General features: G+C 68.2%; 26 protein-coding genes and 1 pseudogene. 1 reads left to right on the top strand and 26 read right to left on the bottom strand.

The window, feature by feature from the left end; translation table 11 throughout:
* Positions 1 to 114: 114 nt before the first annotated feature.
* Positions 115 to 369 (top strand): annotated as a pseudogene (locus ACM9LD_RS24615) (DNA primase); the annotation flags it as partial.
* Positions 370 to 416: 47 nt separating this feature from the next.
* On the opposite strand, the gene ACM9LD_RS24610 reads toward ACM9LD_RS24615, so the two are convergent.
* From ACM9LD_RS24610 to ACM9LD_RS24485, 26 genes are all read right to left on the bottom strand, one after another.
* Positions 417 to 620: a hypothetical protein gene (locus ACM9LD_RS24610; protein ID WP_415679144.1), complete on the bottom strand. Its 204-nt coding sequence runs from the start codon at positions 618 to 620 to the stop codon at positions 417 to 419.
* A gap of 58 nt (positions 621 to 678) precedes the next feature.
* Positions 679 to 2,130 carry a hypothetical protein gene (locus ACM9LD_RS24605; protein ID WP_415679143.1) on the bottom strand — a complete coding sequence of 484 codons (1,452 nt, stop codon included), beginning with the start codon at positions 2,128 to 2,130 and terminating at the stop codon, positions 679 to 681.
* A gap of 38 nt (positions 2,131 to 2,168) precedes the next feature.
* Positions 2,169 to 2,360, bottom strand: a complete 192-nt coding sequence (locus ACM9LD_RS24600) for a hypothetical protein (RefSeq protein ID WP_415679142.1) — start codon at positions 2,358 to 2,360, stop codon at positions 2,169 to 2,171.
* 64 nt (positions 2,361 to 2,424) lie between these two features.
* Positions 2,425 to 2,922: a hypothetical protein gene (locus ACM9LD_RS24595; RefSeq protein ID WP_415679141.1), complete on the bottom strand. Its 498-nt coding sequence runs from the start codon at positions 2,920 to 2,922 to the stop codon at positions 2,425 to 2,427.
* A 123-nt stretch (positions 2,923 to 3,045) separates the two neighbouring features.
* Positions 3,046 to 3,732 (bottom strand): hypothetical protein, encoded by a 687-nt coding sequence (locus ACM9LD_RS24590; RefSeq protein WP_415679140.1) that lies wholly within the window; start codon positions 3,730 to 3,732, stop codon positions 3,046 to 3,048.
* Positions 3,733 to 3,863: 131 nt separating this feature from the next.
* The gene (locus ACM9LD_RS24585; protein WP_415679145.1) at positions 3,864 to 4,430 is read right to left on the bottom strand and encodes an AAA family ATPase; all 567 of its coding nucleotides are present in this window, start codon (positions 4,428 to 4,430) and stop codon (positions 3,864 to 3,866) included.
* A 1,097-nt stretch (positions 4,431 to 5,527) separates the two neighbouring features.
* On the bottom strand, positions 5,528 to 5,860 hold the full coding sequence (locus ACM9LD_RS24580; RefSeq protein ID WP_415679139.1) for a hypothetical protein: 333 nt from the start codon (positions 5,858 to 5,860) through the stop codon (positions 5,528 to 5,530).
* A gap of 74 nt (positions 5,861 to 5,934) precedes the next feature.
* A complete protein-coding gene (locus ACM9LD_RS24575) occupies positions 5,935 to 6,228 on the bottom strand; it encodes a hypothetical protein (protein ID WP_415679138.1) in 294 nt (97 codons plus the stop codon).
* Between the two features lie 14 nt (positions 6,229 to 6,242).
* Positions 6,243 to 6,623 (bottom strand): hypothetical protein, encoded by a 381-nt coding sequence (locus ACM9LD_RS24570; protein WP_415679137.1) that lies wholly within the window; start codon positions 6,621 to 6,623, stop codon positions 6,243 to 6,245.
* A gap of 112 nt (positions 6,624 to 6,735) precedes the next feature.
* Positions 6,736 to 7,188, bottom strand: a complete 453-nt coding sequence (locus ACM9LD_RS24565; RefSeq protein WP_415679136.1) for a hypothetical protein — start codon at positions 7,186 to 7,188, stop codon at positions 6,736 to 6,738.
* A complete protein-coding gene (locus ACM9LD_RS24560; protein WP_415679135.1) occupies positions 7,185 to 7,472 on the bottom strand; it encodes a hypothetical protein in 288 nt (95 codons plus the stop codon). Before ACM9LD_RS24560 ends, ACM9LD_RS24565 begins: the two co-directional genes overlap by 4 nt.
* A 49-nt stretch (positions 7,473 to 7,521) precedes the next feature.
* The gene (locus tag ACM9LD_RS24555) at positions 7,522 to 9,267 is read right to left on the bottom strand and encodes a DEAD/DEAH box helicase (protein WP_415679134.1); all 1,746 of its coding nucleotides are present in this window, start codon (positions 9,265 to 9,267) and stop codon (positions 7,522 to 7,524) included.
* Entirely contained in the window at positions 9,264 to 9,674 is a 411-nt protein-coding gene (locus ACM9LD_RS24550; protein WP_415679133.1) for a hypothetical protein, read from the bottom strand. Before ACM9LD_RS24550 ends, ACM9LD_RS24555 begins: the two co-directional genes overlap by 4 nt.
* Before the next feature lie 101 nt (positions 9,675 to 9,775).
* Complete coding sequence (locus ACM9LD_RS24545) at positions 9,776 to 10,024, bottom strand: hypothetical protein (protein ID WP_415679132.1); 249 nt, start codon at positions 10,022 to 10,024, stop codon at positions 9,776 to 9,778.
* 88 nt (positions 10,025 to 10,112) lie between these two features.
* Entirely contained in the window at positions 10,113 to 10,388 is a 276-nt protein-coding gene (locus ACM9LD_RS24540) for a hypothetical protein (protein ID WP_415679131.1), read from the bottom strand.
* An 8-nt stretch (positions 10,389 to 10,396) separates the two neighbouring features.
* Positions 10,397 to 10,609: a hypothetical protein gene (locus tag ACM9LD_RS24535; RefSeq protein WP_415679130.1), complete on the bottom strand. Its 213-nt coding sequence runs from the start codon at positions 10,607 to 10,609 to the stop codon at positions 10,397 to 10,399.
* A gap of 18 nt (positions 10,610 to 10,627) precedes the next feature.
* Positions 10,628 to 11,008, bottom strand: a complete 381-nt coding sequence (locus tag ACM9LD_RS24530; RefSeq protein WP_415679129.1) for a hypothetical protein — start codon at positions 11,006 to 11,008, stop codon at positions 10,628 to 10,630.
* 36 nt (positions 11,009 to 11,044) lie between these two features.
* Positions 11,045 to 11,353, bottom strand: a complete 309-nt coding sequence (locus ACM9LD_RS24525) for a hypothetical protein (RefSeq protein ID WP_415679128.1) — start codon at positions 11,351 to 11,353, stop codon at positions 11,045 to 11,047.
* 12 nt (positions 11,354 to 11,365) lie between these two features.
* Entirely contained in the window at positions 11,366 to 11,650 is a 285-nt protein-coding gene (locus ACM9LD_RS24520; protein WP_415679127.1) for an ATP synthase subunit B family protein, read from the bottom strand.
* A 17-nt stretch (positions 11,651 to 11,667) separates the two neighbouring features.
* Positions 11,668 to 12,015 (bottom strand): hypothetical protein, encoded by a 348-nt coding sequence (locus ACM9LD_RS24515; protein WP_415679126.1) that lies wholly within the window; start codon positions 12,013 to 12,015, stop codon positions 11,668 to 11,670.
* 53 nt (positions 12,016 to 12,068) lie between these two features.
* Complete coding sequence (locus ACM9LD_RS24510) at positions 12,069 to 12,407, bottom strand: hypothetical protein (protein WP_415679125.1); 339 nt, start codon at positions 12,405 to 12,407, stop codon at positions 12,069 to 12,071.
* A gap of 120 nt (positions 12,408 to 12,527) precedes the next feature.
* Entirely contained in the window at positions 12,528 to 12,941 is a 414-nt protein-coding gene (locus tag ACM9LD_RS24505) for a hypothetical protein (protein WP_415679124.1), read from the bottom strand.
* Positions 12,941 to 13,207: a hypothetical protein gene (locus tag ACM9LD_RS24500; protein WP_415679123.1), complete on the bottom strand. Its 267-nt coding sequence runs from the start codon at positions 13,205 to 13,207 to the stop codon at positions 12,941 to 12,943. Before ACM9LD_RS24500 ends, ACM9LD_RS24505 begins: the two co-directional genes overlap by 1 nt.
* Before the next feature lie 85 nt (positions 13,208 to 13,292).
* On the bottom strand, positions 13,293 to 13,700 hold the full coding sequence (locus ACM9LD_RS24495; RefSeq protein ID WP_415679122.1) for a hypothetical protein: 408 nt from the start codon (positions 13,698 to 13,700) through the stop codon (positions 13,293 to 13,295).
* Between the two features lie 33 nt (positions 13,701 to 13,733).
* Positions 13,734 to 14,183: a hypothetical protein gene (locus tag ACM9LD_RS24490; RefSeq protein ID WP_415679121.1), complete on the bottom strand. Its 450-nt coding sequence runs from the start codon at positions 14,181 to 14,183 to the stop codon at positions 13,734 to 13,736.
* A 106-nt stretch (positions 14,184 to 14,289) separates the two neighbouring features.
* A partial coding sequence (locus tag ACM9LD_RS24485; protein WP_415679120.1) for a hypothetical protein occupies positions 14,290 to 14,994 on the bottom strand: 705 nt, incomplete at its 5' end.

Here is a 14,994-nt window from a genome sequence, read left to right as displayed (position 1 = left end):
CGATGTTCACGAGCAACCATCAGGTGGGGCCAGATCAAACCGTCGCAACACCACCGGCGAGTCGCAAACGGGGCCAGGTCTAGCCGTCGAGCCGGGGCCTCTTCAAGCTGTCATAGCCAGCTGGTCACCGAGCTCGCGGTGGAGCCCATGCAGGTGGCGGGCGATCCGACTCCTCGCTACGTCGAATCGGTGATGGCGCGACTGCAGGAGGTGTGGGTCGGCGGTCAGGTGGCCGACCTGAAGTCGAAGCTGCGCCGCATGTCGCCCAGCGCCGACGACGACTACAACCGCCTGTTCGGCGACCTCGTGGCGCTCGAGAGCTACCGGCAGAGCCTGCTCAAGATGGCCGTCGGCGACGACGAGCACTAGGCGCGCGCCCGGAACGCCTCCCGACCCGGACCGCCACTTCCGGTCGGCTACTGGCCGAGCGGCTGACCACCGTCGAGCTCGCCGGTGAGGGTCTCGGGGTGAGATCGCACGGACCGGTACGGGCCACGGTATCCACTGGCGACGGTGTCGACCTCCCGCCCGCAGTGCGGGCACAGCGCGCGCTGGACCTCTTCGAGCCAGATCGTCGCACCCGATCCCCAGCACGGCCGCGCCCGCGGCGGCGCCGTCACACCCGACCTCTCGCTGGTCCCCTGCATCCGTCTGGTCTCCGTCCCTATCCCCGGCCCGTCACAGCGGGGTCGCCGCGCGGGTGAGCGCGGGCTGCAGGGGCGCGGCACCGATGGCGAGCAGCCGCGCGTCGACGGTGCGGAGCACCTCCGATTCGACGGCGCCGCGCGCGCGGTGCGTGACCTGGGTGAGCGTGTCGATCACGCGGCGGATGCTGGTGTGCCGCTCCTGGTCCGTCGCCCCCGGGTTGCCGGCCACCGCGAGGTACTTCTTGGCGAGCGCGATCGCCTCGCGCTCCTGATCGGTCATCGTCCCGAGCCCCACCTCGCCGGCGTGCCGCGACGCGGCCACCCACGCTTCCCACGCGGCCCGCGCGGTGTCGAGGATCTCCTGGGCCCGTTCGACGGTGACATCGAGGTCCGGCGAGTCGGGTACCGCGTCGAGCGCCTTGTCGAAGGCGTCGTTGAACGCGGCCGTCAGCGGCTCCGTCTCCACTGCCAGCAGCCGTCGATCGAACAGCACCGCGGCGAGGTCCTGGTCCCACTCGGCCAACGCCGCCCGCGTCTCGTCGCGAACGTCGATCGCGCGCGCCAGCAGCGCCCGAACCTGATTCTGCTCCGCGGCCGGCGGCTCCTCGACCGCCGCAGCGGAGGGCGCCGGTGTCTGGTCGATGACGGCCGCCGCGATCTCGCCCCAGTGCCAGTCCCCGACACCGCGCGCCGACAGCCTCGGCTTGGGGCCCGGCTCTGCCGCCGAGATCACGTACTTCGTCTCGCGGATGATCGGCAGGGCCAGCAGCGCGGCCGGCGCGTAGATCGCGTTCCCGGAAGGCCACCCCATCTGCACGAGCAGCGCCTGCCAGAAGTCCGCGAAGCGCCCGATCACCTTCCCGGCACCTTCCCAGACCCAGTTGTCGTCGGGCACCACGGATTCGGCTCCCTTGGAGAGGGCGTACATCACGCCCGCGCTGCCGATCGCCACGCACGCCATCATCATGATCGCGCGCATCACGTTCACCACCAGCGACAAGATCACCCAGCGCACCGGCCGTACCGGCGGCAGCGGCATCGTGCCCGCCGGCGCCACCTCGGCCAGCACCGGTCGCATCCTCATCCACAGCACGGACTCACGGAACCTGGCCTGGGGAATCTCGCTCGGCGACCCTGGCCGAACGCCGACCTCTCCGTCGCCCCTGGCCGCGCCCGATGTCAGCTTCTCGACACCGAGCCGCTCGACCGCGATCTGGGCCGCGGCGACCATCTCGTCCAACGGCCACGTCTGCAGGCGCGCCCGCTCGAGCAGCGCCGCCGACAGCACCACGCCGCCCGGCCCCGCGGGCTCCTCCACCGCCGCATCCACGACAGGCGCCACTTCCACGAACGGGGAGGCCGGGACGACGAACTCCTTGAGCTGGCGGCGCGAAGGGCCGATCAGGCCGGTGATCGCCGCCTCGGCCTGCTCACGCGTCCTGATCCCGGCGCTATCCGGCAACGGCCCCAGTCCCATACTCATCGCCCGCTCCTCTCCTTCGCCTGTCGTGCCGGGCCCGGCTACCGGACTCCGCCGGCGGCGGTGTCCGCGCCCCGGCTCAGGCTGATACCGGGCCGGCACTTGCGCCCGTAGTTCATCAGCTCACGCTGCCGCGCAGCGGTCCCTGGGTCGAACAGATCCTCCAGGGTCTGACTCCCCGCCAGGGGCCCGGGCCGGGCGGCGGTGGGATCGGTAGGCCCGCTCTCGGACATGAGGGTCGCTCCAATCGTTTCGGCACCTGCACCTGCAGGCACGCTCAGTCTCGGGTGGGGTGGGTTATCCGTCGAGCCAGACCTCGCCGGTGATGTTCTCGTGCAGCACCGGCGCCTCGGTGGCCGTGAGGTCCGCGAGCTCGTCGTCGAGGACGAGGTGGATGCCGGCGCTGCCACCGAAGACGCTGAGCTGGGTCAGCGCCGGATGGGTGTAGCTGGGGCCGGCGCCCAGGATCACGAGGATCCGGCCGGCGTCCGGGTAGGTCAGCCGCCCCGTGCTCGAGGTCTGGGCCTGGGCGCGCCGCGCCTCGATCGCGCCGGCGAGGTTGACGAGGGTCTGCTCCGCGCTGCCCGCCGGCACTCGCCCGCTGGTTGGCGTGCCCTTGCGGGGTTCGGCGCGCTCGATGATCAGCGTGGTCCACCCGAGAGCGGTCGCCTCCTCGACGATGGTGTCGACGACGCCGGTGTTCCACAGGTTCGTCGGGAGCCACCCGTGGTGGACGGTGGGCAGGTCGGGCTCGAGGGTGCGCTTCGGGGTCCAGGGCAGGCGATTGACGATCATCCGGGGTCTACTCCCTTTCGTTGCGGAGGGCTGGTGGTGGTTCGATGGTGCCCGGCCGGCCTGTCCCGCGGCGCCGGAAACGGGCCTGGCTCGCACGCTGCTGAGGCGCGCCATCATCTGGTTCTAGGACTCGATCGCAAGGCGCAGCGCAGGCGCCCCGATGCTCTTGAGCCACGGATTGAGCGCCTTCTCGATCTGCGCCGTCACCTCCTCTTCCGGACGGTGGGTCAGGCCGCTCATGATCTCGGAGATCTTCAACACCTGCGAGCGGCGCTCCTCCGCCGACGTGCCCCGATCCCGCGCCGCCGTCAGCAACCGCTGCGCGGTGTCGAGCTTCGCCGCGTCCGCGTCGCTGAGGGACCCGATGCCCTTGGTGCGCGCGTTCTTGTCGGCCGCCCGCCAGGCATCGCGCGTTGCCCGCGCGAGCTGCAGAGCATCCTGCGCGCCCTTGGCAGTCGTCGGCTGCACGGTCGGGAAGTGCGCGTCGAAGTCCTCCTTCGCGTCGAGCCATGCCGCGGTGAGCGGCTCGCTGGTGTCCGTGAGCAGGCGCCGCTTGAACAGCTGGTCCTCGAGGGCCTTGGGCCCGACCTCGAACGTGGTGAACTCCTTCACGAACTCATCGCGGGCAGCGCAGGCCAGCGTCCAGGTCTTCGCGATGGCCGCCCGGTCATCCTCGGCCCGCGGCTTCGGCTTCTCGTCGGCGGCCGGGCGGTCGCGGTAGACGACCCTCGTGCCGCCGTACTGAAAGAAGTGCTTGACCAGGTAGACGCCGAACGTCAGCAGGGCGACCGCAATCATCAACGAGCCCATCGTCTGGATGATCGACTGCAGAGCGTCGGTCGACGAGTCAGCCGCCAGCGGGTCAGCGGGTCAGCGGCGAGCATCGTTTCGGTGAGGGCCATGAGCGCTCGTCTCCATTCGTTCGTGTGCGGGAAGGGCTGTTACTGGGCTGGTTGCCGATCGCCTGACACGCCCGTCGTCGTCGCGATGCCGCGGAACTGCGCGACATCGGTGAAGACGTCCAGGGTGAGGGGGACGCGGTCGTGGCCGGCGGTCTGTACCGCCAACCGCAACATCTGCCTCACGTCGCGCGGGGAGATGGCGGGGTACGCCGCGAGGAGTTGATCAAGCAGCTCAGCATCGAGCGTGCGGCCGTGGAGCTCGGCGAGGATCTCCCAGACCTTCCGCGCTTGGTCGCCTGTCGGTGGCGCGTAGTTGAGCAGGGCGGTGCAGCGCGAGAGGACCGCGTCGTCGACGTCGTCGAGCCGGTTGGTGGTCATGAAGGTCAACCGGTCGAAGGTCTCCATGACGCGCAGGAATGCGGCGGTGAGGGTGTTGCGGTCGATGTTGTGGTCGCGGCGCCCGACGATGACATCGACCTCGTCGAGCAGGAGCACGGCATCCCAGCGGCGGCAGCGTTCGAAGACGTGGGCCACCTGGCTGTGGACGCCGTTGATGCCGTCCTGCAGCAGCACGCCGGCGTCCACCGAGTAGAGCGGCTTGTGCAGTGCCTCGGCGTAGACCTGCGCGGTGAGGGTCTTGCCGCATCCCGGCGGCCGGCGGCGATCACGGTGTTGCCGGCGGTGCGTTGCTCGAGGATGTCGGCGGTGTGGCCAGTGTCGAAGGCGAGCATGTCGAGCAGGCGGCGATGCGCGTCGGGCAGAACGATCCGCTCACGGATGTTCTTCTGGTAGGTGTGCACCGCGACGTCGTTGATGTGCGCGACACGCGGCTGATGCGAGGTGGTGTCGAACACTTCCAGGCAGAGCAGGTGCGGAACGCGCGAGAGGTCCGCGTCGCCGGGGACCTGTGCGGGTTCAGCGGCACGGGGATCGTCGGCGTCGAGGACGCTGATCGTGCCAGTGGTGTCGGTAATGACGGGCCGGTCGGTCACCGTCTCGGTGAAGACCTCGCCGTAGCCGCCCGAGCCCTGGGTATGACGCAGCAGGCCGGAGACGGTGCACCGCACCCCCGGGCCTGCCGCGAGCAGTGTCGTGAACTTCTCCTCGGCGGCGGTGTACACGGCACGCAGCTCAGCAGTTTCGTGCTGAACCCCAAGGCGGCGCAGCAACGTTTTCGGCCGTCCTGGCCGGAATTCCGCGCTGATGCTGTCCACTCCCGCGATTCTGCCGTGGACGCTGCTGGCGAACCCGGAGTCCGAGTTGAGCCACGGAGTGATGTGGTAGCGACCGGAGTGGCAGACGACGTCGCCGATGAGGAGCGGCTGCAGGTAACCGAAGGCGGTCTCCGCGTACGCCCAGCCGTCGATGGCGTTCTCCCGCAGGACGGACAGGAGAACCTCGGAAACAGCGAACATGCTCTTGACCTGGCGGGTAAACCCGCCGCGCCGCGCGTCCTGGATGTCAGTCATCGCTGCCTGGTACGTGGTGTAGCCGATCGCAGCCGCTACGCCGTGCAGGTGCTCGACCAACTCGTCGGTGACCTCACCTGTCGGCACAGCGAAGGCATAGCTCCCACGGGCCCGGTCGCCTGTAGCGCGAGCCTCCGCCAGGTCCTCGATGGTGGTGGCATCGACAACATCCCAAGGGATTTCAAGCACTGTGCGTCTCCGTTCGTTCAGGTCACCGACCAGATGTCGCGGCGGCTACTCCGCGGCGGTCAGCGACATCGGCGGGAGCTCCTTGAGGTACCGATCCCAGTTCCACGGGCGAGCGCGGAAGCCGCGCGGGGCGACGAAGGGCGCGCGCAGTTGCAGCCACCGCTCCAGGATCGCCTCGACCTCGCCGTCCGTCAGGCCCTCGCTGTACTCCAGGCGGTCGATCGCCTCCCGCGCGAAGGCGTAGAACTCGCGGCGGCGGGGCGTCGCGGGGACGAAGCCGGACCAGGCCCGCGACTGCCACGGGAGGAACGCCACGAGGTCGCGGCGGATGTACCCGAACAGGCCCTCCGGCGTGATCGTCTTCATCGTCGTCTCCATGCGTTGATCATGCCGAACGGGTCCGACATGTGGGGGTTACTGACGCACCCGATGCGCCGCGCGCACGCGCACGGCTATCGAAGGGCCTGCAGGTGCGCCCGCCGGGCCCCGATCGCTGGAGCGGGCCCGTCCTCGCCCTGGTCGATGATCCCGAGCTCTGCGCGGCGTTCCCGCCGGCCCGCGCTGACCAGCTCGACGACGCGGTCGACATCCGGATTCTCGCGCCTGTGGCGCGCGATCCCCTCCTCCACGAGGAGTTTCACGAGGGCGTGCGGCCGAAGCCCCAACGCCCCGCAGAGGCCTTCGAATTCGTCGACCCGCTCGGTGCCGACGATTCTGACCGACGTCTTGAGCTCGTTCCACGCCATGCCCGGCCTCCCCTTCAGTGGTTGCTGCCTCCGGCGGGCAGCTCATTGCCGCCAGGGGCCGGCGCGAAATCGACCACCCAGACGGGTGACTCGCCCATCTCATCGAGATGCACAACGGTCTCCTGGTAGATGGTGGAGATCGCTCGAATCACGTTCGGATCGTTCGGGTCGAACGCCTCCTCGATGACCCCGGCCTGGCGGCGATCCTCAGCGTCCGCGTAACGCACGCCGTCGTACCAGATCACCACGGTCCCGACGGGCAGGTCTTCGAGCCTCTCGTCCCGGCCGACGCGCCGCAGGCCCAGCGGCGACGGATAGTCCGGGGTGGGCAGTAGTTCACCCTCGACTTCGCGTCGTGCGGGAACTGTCCCGCCGGCCGCTCGATCTTCGCTCATGCTGTGGAGGCTCCGTTCTTCACTGGCTCGGCTGAGCCGGTGGTCTTCCCTTCGCACAGAGTCTACTTTGTAGACTCCGTGTGGTCAACGAAGTAGACGCCCAGGCGCAAGCTCACCGCAGCGGATCGTCAACCGCGGGAGGTGCGGCTATCGGATCGCCTGCAAGCGCCCCCACCGCCGTCGAGGGCTCATTCGCCTGCTCGCGTCGCCGCTGGCGTTGCATTCGCTGGCGTTGCAGTCGCCCGACCTGCACGAGCGTCACGAGCGCGATCACGATCGCACCACCTACACCGATCCGCGCCACCTCGTTCAGCCAGGCCGGAAGCGCAACGGAGCTCATCACCGGGCCAGGCAGAGAGCCGTCGATGTTGGGCGTGCGCGGCGTGAGACGGGTCAGGACCTCACCGGTGAGCGGGACGAGGATCATGGCGGCGATGGCCGCAGCGCTCCCCGCGACGATCAACCGGAGCGGCGCCGCCTTGACCACCGCCACGCACGCGACGGCGAGCGCGAAGGCAGCGACCGTGATCGCGCCGAACTCGGGGAGGTAGCGGAGCAGGCTCACCTCTCGGCTCCTCTCGCGTCAGCAGCTTGCCGCACCGCACGCTTCTGCATCTGCTCTCCGGAGATCAGCAGCACGCCGGCCCCGGCGGCGACGGCGAGCGCTCCGGCAGCCACGTAGATGCTCGACGGCCCTGCGCCGACGGCGCTGAGCGTGGAGACCGTGATCCCCAGTACGGCCGCGGCGGTCAGGACCGCCCGCGCGACATTGGCGAGTACGACCCCCGCCGTGTACAGGGCCGGTAGCCCCGCGATCCCGCGGGCGCTGGGCTCGGTGACAGTGGCCATCTCAGCTCCAATTCGTTTGTGCCCGAAGTACGTGCGCCCTGCATACCTGCTAGGCGACCGCTCGAGGCTTCCTCTTGCCGCCGGCGGCGGCGAGGACCGCGCGGGCGAGCTCCTTGATGTGCTCGGTGCCGCCGGGCTGCGCGGTGAACAGCACACCGCCCTTGCCGGCCATGAACGGCTCGGCCTGCTGCCTCTTGCTCTCCAGGACCCCGCTGATCACCGGATCGGATCCCTCTTCGCTGACCAGGTAGTACGCGACGACCTCACCCTCCTGGCCATCGCGGGCGAGCCTGCCGATCGCCTGATGGTGCATCGCAGGTGACCAGTCCAGCTCCCCGAACACGCACACCTTGCTGGCCGCCTGCAGCGCATCGAGGCCGGCGCCGGACCGCAGCGACCCGATGAACACCCGACACGTGGGGTCGTTGACGAACCGCTGCACGCTGGCGTCCTTCGCCGCCGCCGACTCGCTGCCCGTGTACATCACCGGGTTCATGTCCGCCAGCGCGTCGAGCCAGATCTCGTAGACGGCGCGGTGCCACCCGAACAGCACGACCTTCGCCTCCGACTCCAGCAGCAGCCGCACGAACGCCGCGACGTGCGGCGCCTTGTCGATCCCGGTGGCCTGCCGCAGCCGCATGTCCATCTGCCCGGCCGCGGTGAACCGCTCCGTGCGGCCGCCGGCGAGAACATGCTCGGCCAGGGTGACGACGTCGACCATCGCGGCATCGATCGCCGCCGTCTCCGAGTCGATCGTCAGCACCGTCTCGGTGGGCACCGGCAGCTCACGCCCGACATCGCTGCGGGTGCGCCGCAGCAGCAGCCCCTGCTCCCGCAGGAACTCACCCAGCGCCCCCGTATCGCCCACCACCACATCGCCGGTCGGCCGCACCTCAGATCCCCACTCGCGGAAGAACTCCGTCCGCGTGCCCAGGGTGTCGGGCTTGAGCACGTCGTAGATGTTGTAGGCCTCCCCGCCGTAGTTGTAGATCGGCGTGGCGCTCAGCCCCAGACGCCGGTCAGCCGCGTCGGCGATCGCCTTGGCGCCGTACCACTTGTCGGTGCCGGCGTGCCGCAGCTCCTGCACCTCGTCGAAGACGACGGTCTTGATCTGCCCCGCGAGAACATCACGCCACCCAGACAGCTTGTGGTAGGTCATGATCAGCACATCCGCGCCCTTCGTGTCGTAGGGCTCCTCGACCATGCTCTCCCCGCGCTTGCGCCGCACGAACGGCTTCCCCCGCGTGACGATATGCCCGGTCAGGTGCGGCATCACCACGCCCAGCTCCCGCAGCCACTGCCGGGTCAGCTGCGTCGGCACCACGATCAACGCGGGCAAGGTCGTCGGATCCCGCAGCAGCATCATCGCCGACTGCGTCTTCCCCAGACCGACCTCGTCACCGAGCAGCAGCCCACCGGTCGTGTACGCGAGATCAGCCGCGGTCTGCTGGTACTCGCGCCCCGGCCGCGCCGGCTCCGGGAACTCGTCGAGGCTGAACTTGCCCTCGAGGATCATCTCCACCTGATCGAGGTACTGCTGGTGCGCGACGGTCTGCTCGGTGAGCCGCCGCCGGGTCTTCACGCTCATCTCCAGCGGGTAGCGCTGCAGGAACCACGTCAGATCCGCGGCAACGTCCGGCGAATCGGCGATGAGAAGGTGCGCCGCGGCCTCCTGCCGGATCCGCGGGAAGAGCCGCTTGAGCTTGATCGCAACATGCGGCCGGACCGTCAACTGCCACATCGGCTTACGCTCGTAGCCCGCGTATCCCCATTCGAGGGTTCCGAACGTCTTCATACCGAGAGAGCTCCGATCGTCTGGACGGTCACCGGAACCCCGCGCAGGACACGGGGAATCGACCTGTGCACGGGCCGAGTGGTCAGCAGGATCAGGTGATCAAACAGCCCCGTCGCCGCGTACCGCTCGAGCTGGCGCTGCACCTGCGTCGCGGCGCCCTTGATCTTCACTTCCATGCCGACGCGGCCGAACACGAAGTCGATCCGGCCCCCACCGGGTACTGCGACCTCGTGCTGATGCGCGACCGCCACCTCGTCCAGTCGCGCTGCGAGCGCCAGGTGCAGCTCGAACTCGTCGCGGTACCGAAACCGCACCCCGGACAGCGCACCGGTCACCGACGCAACCACAGCAGCCGCATCCTCGACCTGGAGCGGCTGCGTCACAGACGGGCTACGGTGCGCGGCCATGGACGGATTCTGGCGGGTCTCACCGCCGCGTGGGGGTTAGCACACGCACCCGCCAGAGCCCGGGTACGCGCCTGGCGCTGCGAGCCCGCCAGGCGCCGGATTCACTCCAGGTCGATGACGACCGGTCCCGGAAGAACCTTCTCGATACCTCGCAGGACCCCATCGTGAATAGACTCCGCATTCACGGGGATCTGGTCGTCGAGTTCCCACGATCCAGCAATGCAATCGAGCAGCGCAGCAGTCAATTCCTCTGCTGTCGCCACCGCGTCAATCGCTTCGTTCGGCCCTACAGGTTCCCGCAACGCATCAGCGATCGCGCCATTGAGGTATTCTCGGAATGTCGTCGTCATGCCAATCGTCTTCGCCATTCCCACATTTCCCAACTATTGATTCGGCTTGGCCCGCAGCGCGCGGGCGAGCGCGCGCTTGCCGCGTGTCCTACCCGACGGTGGTCGACGCGAGCAGACCGATCACGTAGTACGTCACCGTCACGCCGACGGTGACTCCGATGGATGCGGCGACCGCGTACGGATCGGCGTGGACCGCCACGACGCCCGAACGTTGGCGTCTGTCGAGGGCGAACGCGAACACCCCCACCACGGCAAGGGCGCATAGACCTGCGACCCAGTTGATCGCGTGAGGCCAAAGCAGGCCCGTCGCAACCATCACCGCGACGCCTACGCCGAGTACGGTGGCCAGCTCTCGCATCGTCATGATTTCTCCTAGTGAGGTTCGTCCGAATTCAGGACTCGGGTCGCGTCCTGGGCCGCGGGAGCGACTTCGTACCGGCCACCGTCAGGCACACGAACCAAGTAGCGGTCATGCCGAGTCGTGGTCACCTGGAGAACACCGGCCTCGACCTCGACGTGCTTCAACAGCTCAGCCACGGAATCGACTGTACGACCGTCGGCGTCGAGGACGTTGAGCGTCGACATGTTGATCTCCTTCGTAGTTCAGACGTGAATGGTGGTCGTGGGACCCGAGCGGCCCGCCAGGAAGTCGCTGAACGCCTTCGCGAACAGTCCGTCCGGATCGAAGCCTGTGTCGTTGCCAACCTGAGCGGTATCCCAGTCGAGAGGCAGGGCCTGTGCGATACGCGCGAACTCGCGGTTCTCGTCGGCCGTCATGTTCTCCGCGTACTGCCACGGCAGCACCGTCGAACCAGTGGGGATGTGCACGAGGTTCAGGTACTCGGTCAGACCGACGGCCTCGCCGGTCTTCTCCTCCCGTCGAATCACGGGAGCCAGCGCGAAGTGCTCGGTCACCTGCTCGACGGTCACCTGAGCGCTCGTCGTGGGGTTGTTGAAGTGGAGCGTGATCTGTCGCAACGTCATTGCTGCTCTCCTTGGTTTCCGGTCGTTCGGTGGCGGCTACTGGTCGAGGTCGGGGTCGATAAGGCGGCTGGTCTCCCGATCGCGAGGGCGTTTGTCGACCCGCAGTGGGAGCAAGATGCTGCCGATGGTGGAGCGCAGCTCATGCAGGCTCCTCGTCATCTCGGGGTCGTACGCGATCGGATCAGCCGCCCGCATCCCGTACCTGCCATCGTCACCGAGTTCCCACAAGATCGAGCGCCGGTCATCGAAGATGTACTCCGGCAACGCATCGAGTTCGGCGTCGGTCAGCACACTCGGTGAGGGCGTCATCGGGACCTCGCCAGGGTCAGCTTCTGTGCTGGGCATGTTTCCTCCGACCTATTCCGGGCTATCGCTTCGTTGCGCGGGTGACACATTGAACACCCGCCCGCTCGCTTCGACCTGCTGCATAAGGCTGGCAACTCGCTCACGAACTTCGGTTCGCACCTGCTCCCGCATCGCCGGCAGCTCGGCGGCGCTCGCCGCGATCTCGTCGGCCTTCGCGTCCGCTGCCTCACCTGGAAGAAACAGGCCACATCCGGTCGCTGCACCCGAGGTAAAGCCGTCGAACCAGACGGCGATCAAGATGTCCTCCAGAGGCATACCGTGCATCTGTTCAGGCATTTGCAGGTCTCCTTCGACTACAGGGCACTCGGAAGCTGCACTAGCCGCGCGGGCCGGTACAGCACTCCGTTGTAGATCACTTCACCGTCGGACAGGCCGCGAAGCCAGTAGGCCGCCGACGTGTGGTTGATCTGCTTGAACACCGCGCCGTCCTGCTCGAAGATGTCGACGACGCCGGCCTGCGTGGATCCGTAGTTGTCTGCCCAGGTGATCACCGCTCCTGCAGGCAGAGCGAGAATCTGCTCATAGCGATCGAGCTGATCGCCAACCTGCACCACAGGCAATGAAGAGAGATCGAAATCGACACGCTCCCCAGTGTCGAGATCAACACCCACTACCGGTCGCGAGCTACTGATTTCCGACACTTCCCCTCCTCCAATTCGGTTCGAATCCAGACGACATTCGAGATACTGCGAATCTACTTCTGATCGAGCCGAAGGAGCTGCGCGACGAACCGCACAGCCTCAGCGGGATCGGTCAGGAACTCCGTGATGGTCGCGGCATCCCTGTCCAGCAGCTCCGCCAACCGGTGACGCTCATCCTTGCGGACCCTGTCCTGTTCGGACTCAGGCAACGGAGGCTCCGGGAGCACAGTTACTGCGGCCTTTCCTCCGCCGCAGTACACCGCGACTCGACCGTCCGCGAGGTCCACGAGATCCCCAATTTCGGCGCTCCGATCATCGCCCACTTCCACGAAGTCGAGCAGCGACGAGACATCGGGCCTCGGCCACGGGGTGTTGTCGAATTCGGGGTTCATCGCGGATCTCCATTCCCTTGGCTCACCGTATCCTCAATCGAGAGTCTACTTTGTAGACCATCGGTCGTCAACAAAGTAGACATGCCCGCTCCCGGCGCCCCCTTGGGACGCGCCCGCCGCTCACCGCTCGCCTCCATCGAGACGCTCCGACAGCTCCCGCACCAGCCAGCTCTTACCGCCGCCCAGATCCCCAGACGCAACGATGGCCGCGGACTCCTCACCGGTCGGCTCAGCCACCGGTACAGGCCTGCGGGTCCGGGCCCGCGCGAGCTCGCCGGCGGAGTACACCGGCACCATCTGCGGCCTGCCCTGCCTCACGAACCCCTGCTCGGCCATCACCGCGGCCGACGCCGCCTGGATGCCCTCCGCGACCACCTGCTGGTCGGTGAACCCCACACGGACACCGCCGTCGTCATCGAACTGCACATCGTCGGCGAACTCGCTCAACCTCGCCGCCAACTGCGCGCCGGAGACGGACACCGGCGCCCCGCGGCCCGAGATCGGCACGTACCGCACGTACCAGCGGATCTGCATCAGCTCTGCCTCTGGTGCGCCCAACCGTAGATGCGCCGATACAGCGGATAGTTGGCCATGATCGCCGTCACGGCTCCGCCGAGAGCGCAAATCAGGCAGACCGCGACCATCAGGTGCTGCCCTCCTGCTGCTGCAACGACTGCAGCCGCGACGGCCGATAGCGCCGCAAGGAGCCCCGCCGCCGTCGCGAGGTTCGGTCGTCGCGCCGCGGTCGCGAGCGCCATACACATCGCCAGGCCGCAGCTGATAGCCAAAAGAATATTCATCGGTGGCACCTTTCGCCTAGCTTCGTCAAATTGTGCTCAGCGGGTCTGACGGCACGGGAATCCGAGCTGCCCGGTCGGGCAGTGTTCATCTCGCTCCGTTCGATTCCGGCGCCACAGGATTTCGCAGCAGTATCGCCGGAAGCTGAACGATTTGGTACCCGTTGCCGTCCCCCGTGTAGTACCAGCCGTCCACTTCACGCTGCGCAGCCTGACCATTGTCGAGGTCGAAGATGACTGCCCCAACGGGAAGGGCGGCGAGCTGCTCGAACTTCTCGATCCGCGATCCTTCGTCCCCATCCCCGGCGGCGCCACCCTGTGCCGTCGCCGCCAGGAGCTCACGCAGCAGGCCCGCGAGCTCGTCAGGCCCCGGCCGCATTGCGAGTGGCCCAGTCAGCAGTTCCGGGTCGGCGTTCTGGCTGTCCCATCGGACCAACGCGTCAGCAGCGCGGTCCCGAACGCCACACGAGTCGACCGGATTCACTCTGTCCTGCATCGCTTCCCCTTCCCTTTGAACTGCGCGTTCGGACTACCGGCGATCCGGTGCCGCGACGGGCACTGCGTAGATCGCGGGCTCCGCGATCACCAGCGGCGGCCCCAGCGGGGTGTGCCCCGCGGCGATCAGCACCGCGCCCGCTGCCTTCCGTCGGGCGCGGCGCCCCACGGCCGGCAGCGGCACAACGGCGACCTCCGCACCGAAGGGGTTGCTCTCGATCCGGATCGGACCGCTGCCGAGGCCGTTCCACACAGCCAGGTCCGGGTTCTTCCCCGGGGCCGTCGCGGCGACACCCGCATCGATCCCGCCCGGGCCCTCGGCGAGCATGTTCCTGACCCAGTTGAGCAATCCAATGCCGCCGAACCGTCTCAAGTGGAAGTCGAGCACAGCGAACGTGATGCCGACCACCACCACGGCGAGCGTGAGCGGAATCGTCCATTCCCAGACGCTCGCATCAGGAGCGATATCTTTCACCGGATTCATCTCTGCATCGTCTCCCGCGGGTGTGACAGGTTCACTCGGATTCTGGCGGCTCACGCCGGTGCGTGGGTGTTAGCACGCGCACCCGAACCGACCTCCACCCGCGAACTCACCGACTACCGCTGCTGGGAGCTTCCGAAGCTTCGACGAGTGCGTCAGCGATCGCCTGGGCCCGCCGGCGCCGTACCGCCGCCCGGTCGCGCTCCTGACGGCCGGTGCGCGCGGCCACCGCGGCCCGCACCACCACGGCGCGCCGCTCCTCGTCCCGGACGACGGCATCCAACGCGCTGCTCAGCTGGCCGATCGAGTCGTCGAGACGATCAGCCGCGCCCGTACCATCGGTGAACTGCCGACGCGCATACGCGGCGCGAAGCGCCTCGAGGCGGATCTCAGCGGCACGCTCGCGCAGATCGAACAGCTCCGGCTGCTCCCGCCGCAGCCGACGCACCGCGCCCCGGGAGAAGAACTTCCGGTCCAGATCCACCGGCCGCACCTCCTCCGCCCGAGCCGCGATCCCCACCGCGGCACCGCTCACCACACTGCACAGGTCGCCGACCGCAGCCTCGGTCCGGCGCCACACCCTCCAGCTCCACGCGCTGAGCACGAACCCCGCCACGGCGATCACAGCCGCGAGAACCACTCCCCCGACGTAGGGCAGCACCCACCCGTCGGGCCGGTCTGCCGGCGGGCACAACACCTGCTCCGTGTTCAGCCATCCCGCAATGCAATCGGGCTCCGTAGTCCACCAGTACACGCCCCACCCCACCAGCGCTGCCATCGCGACCACGAACGCCACCACCCCGAGCAGCACCGC

It is taken from the genome of Tsukamurella hominis (genome assembly GCF_965137015.1).
GTDB lineage: Bacteria > Actinomycetota > Actinomycetes > Mycobacteriales > Mycobacteriaceae > Tsukamurella > Tsukamurella hominis.
Note: the sequence above shows the minus strand (reverse complement) of the source record. Positions and strands in the feature narration are given on the sequence as shown.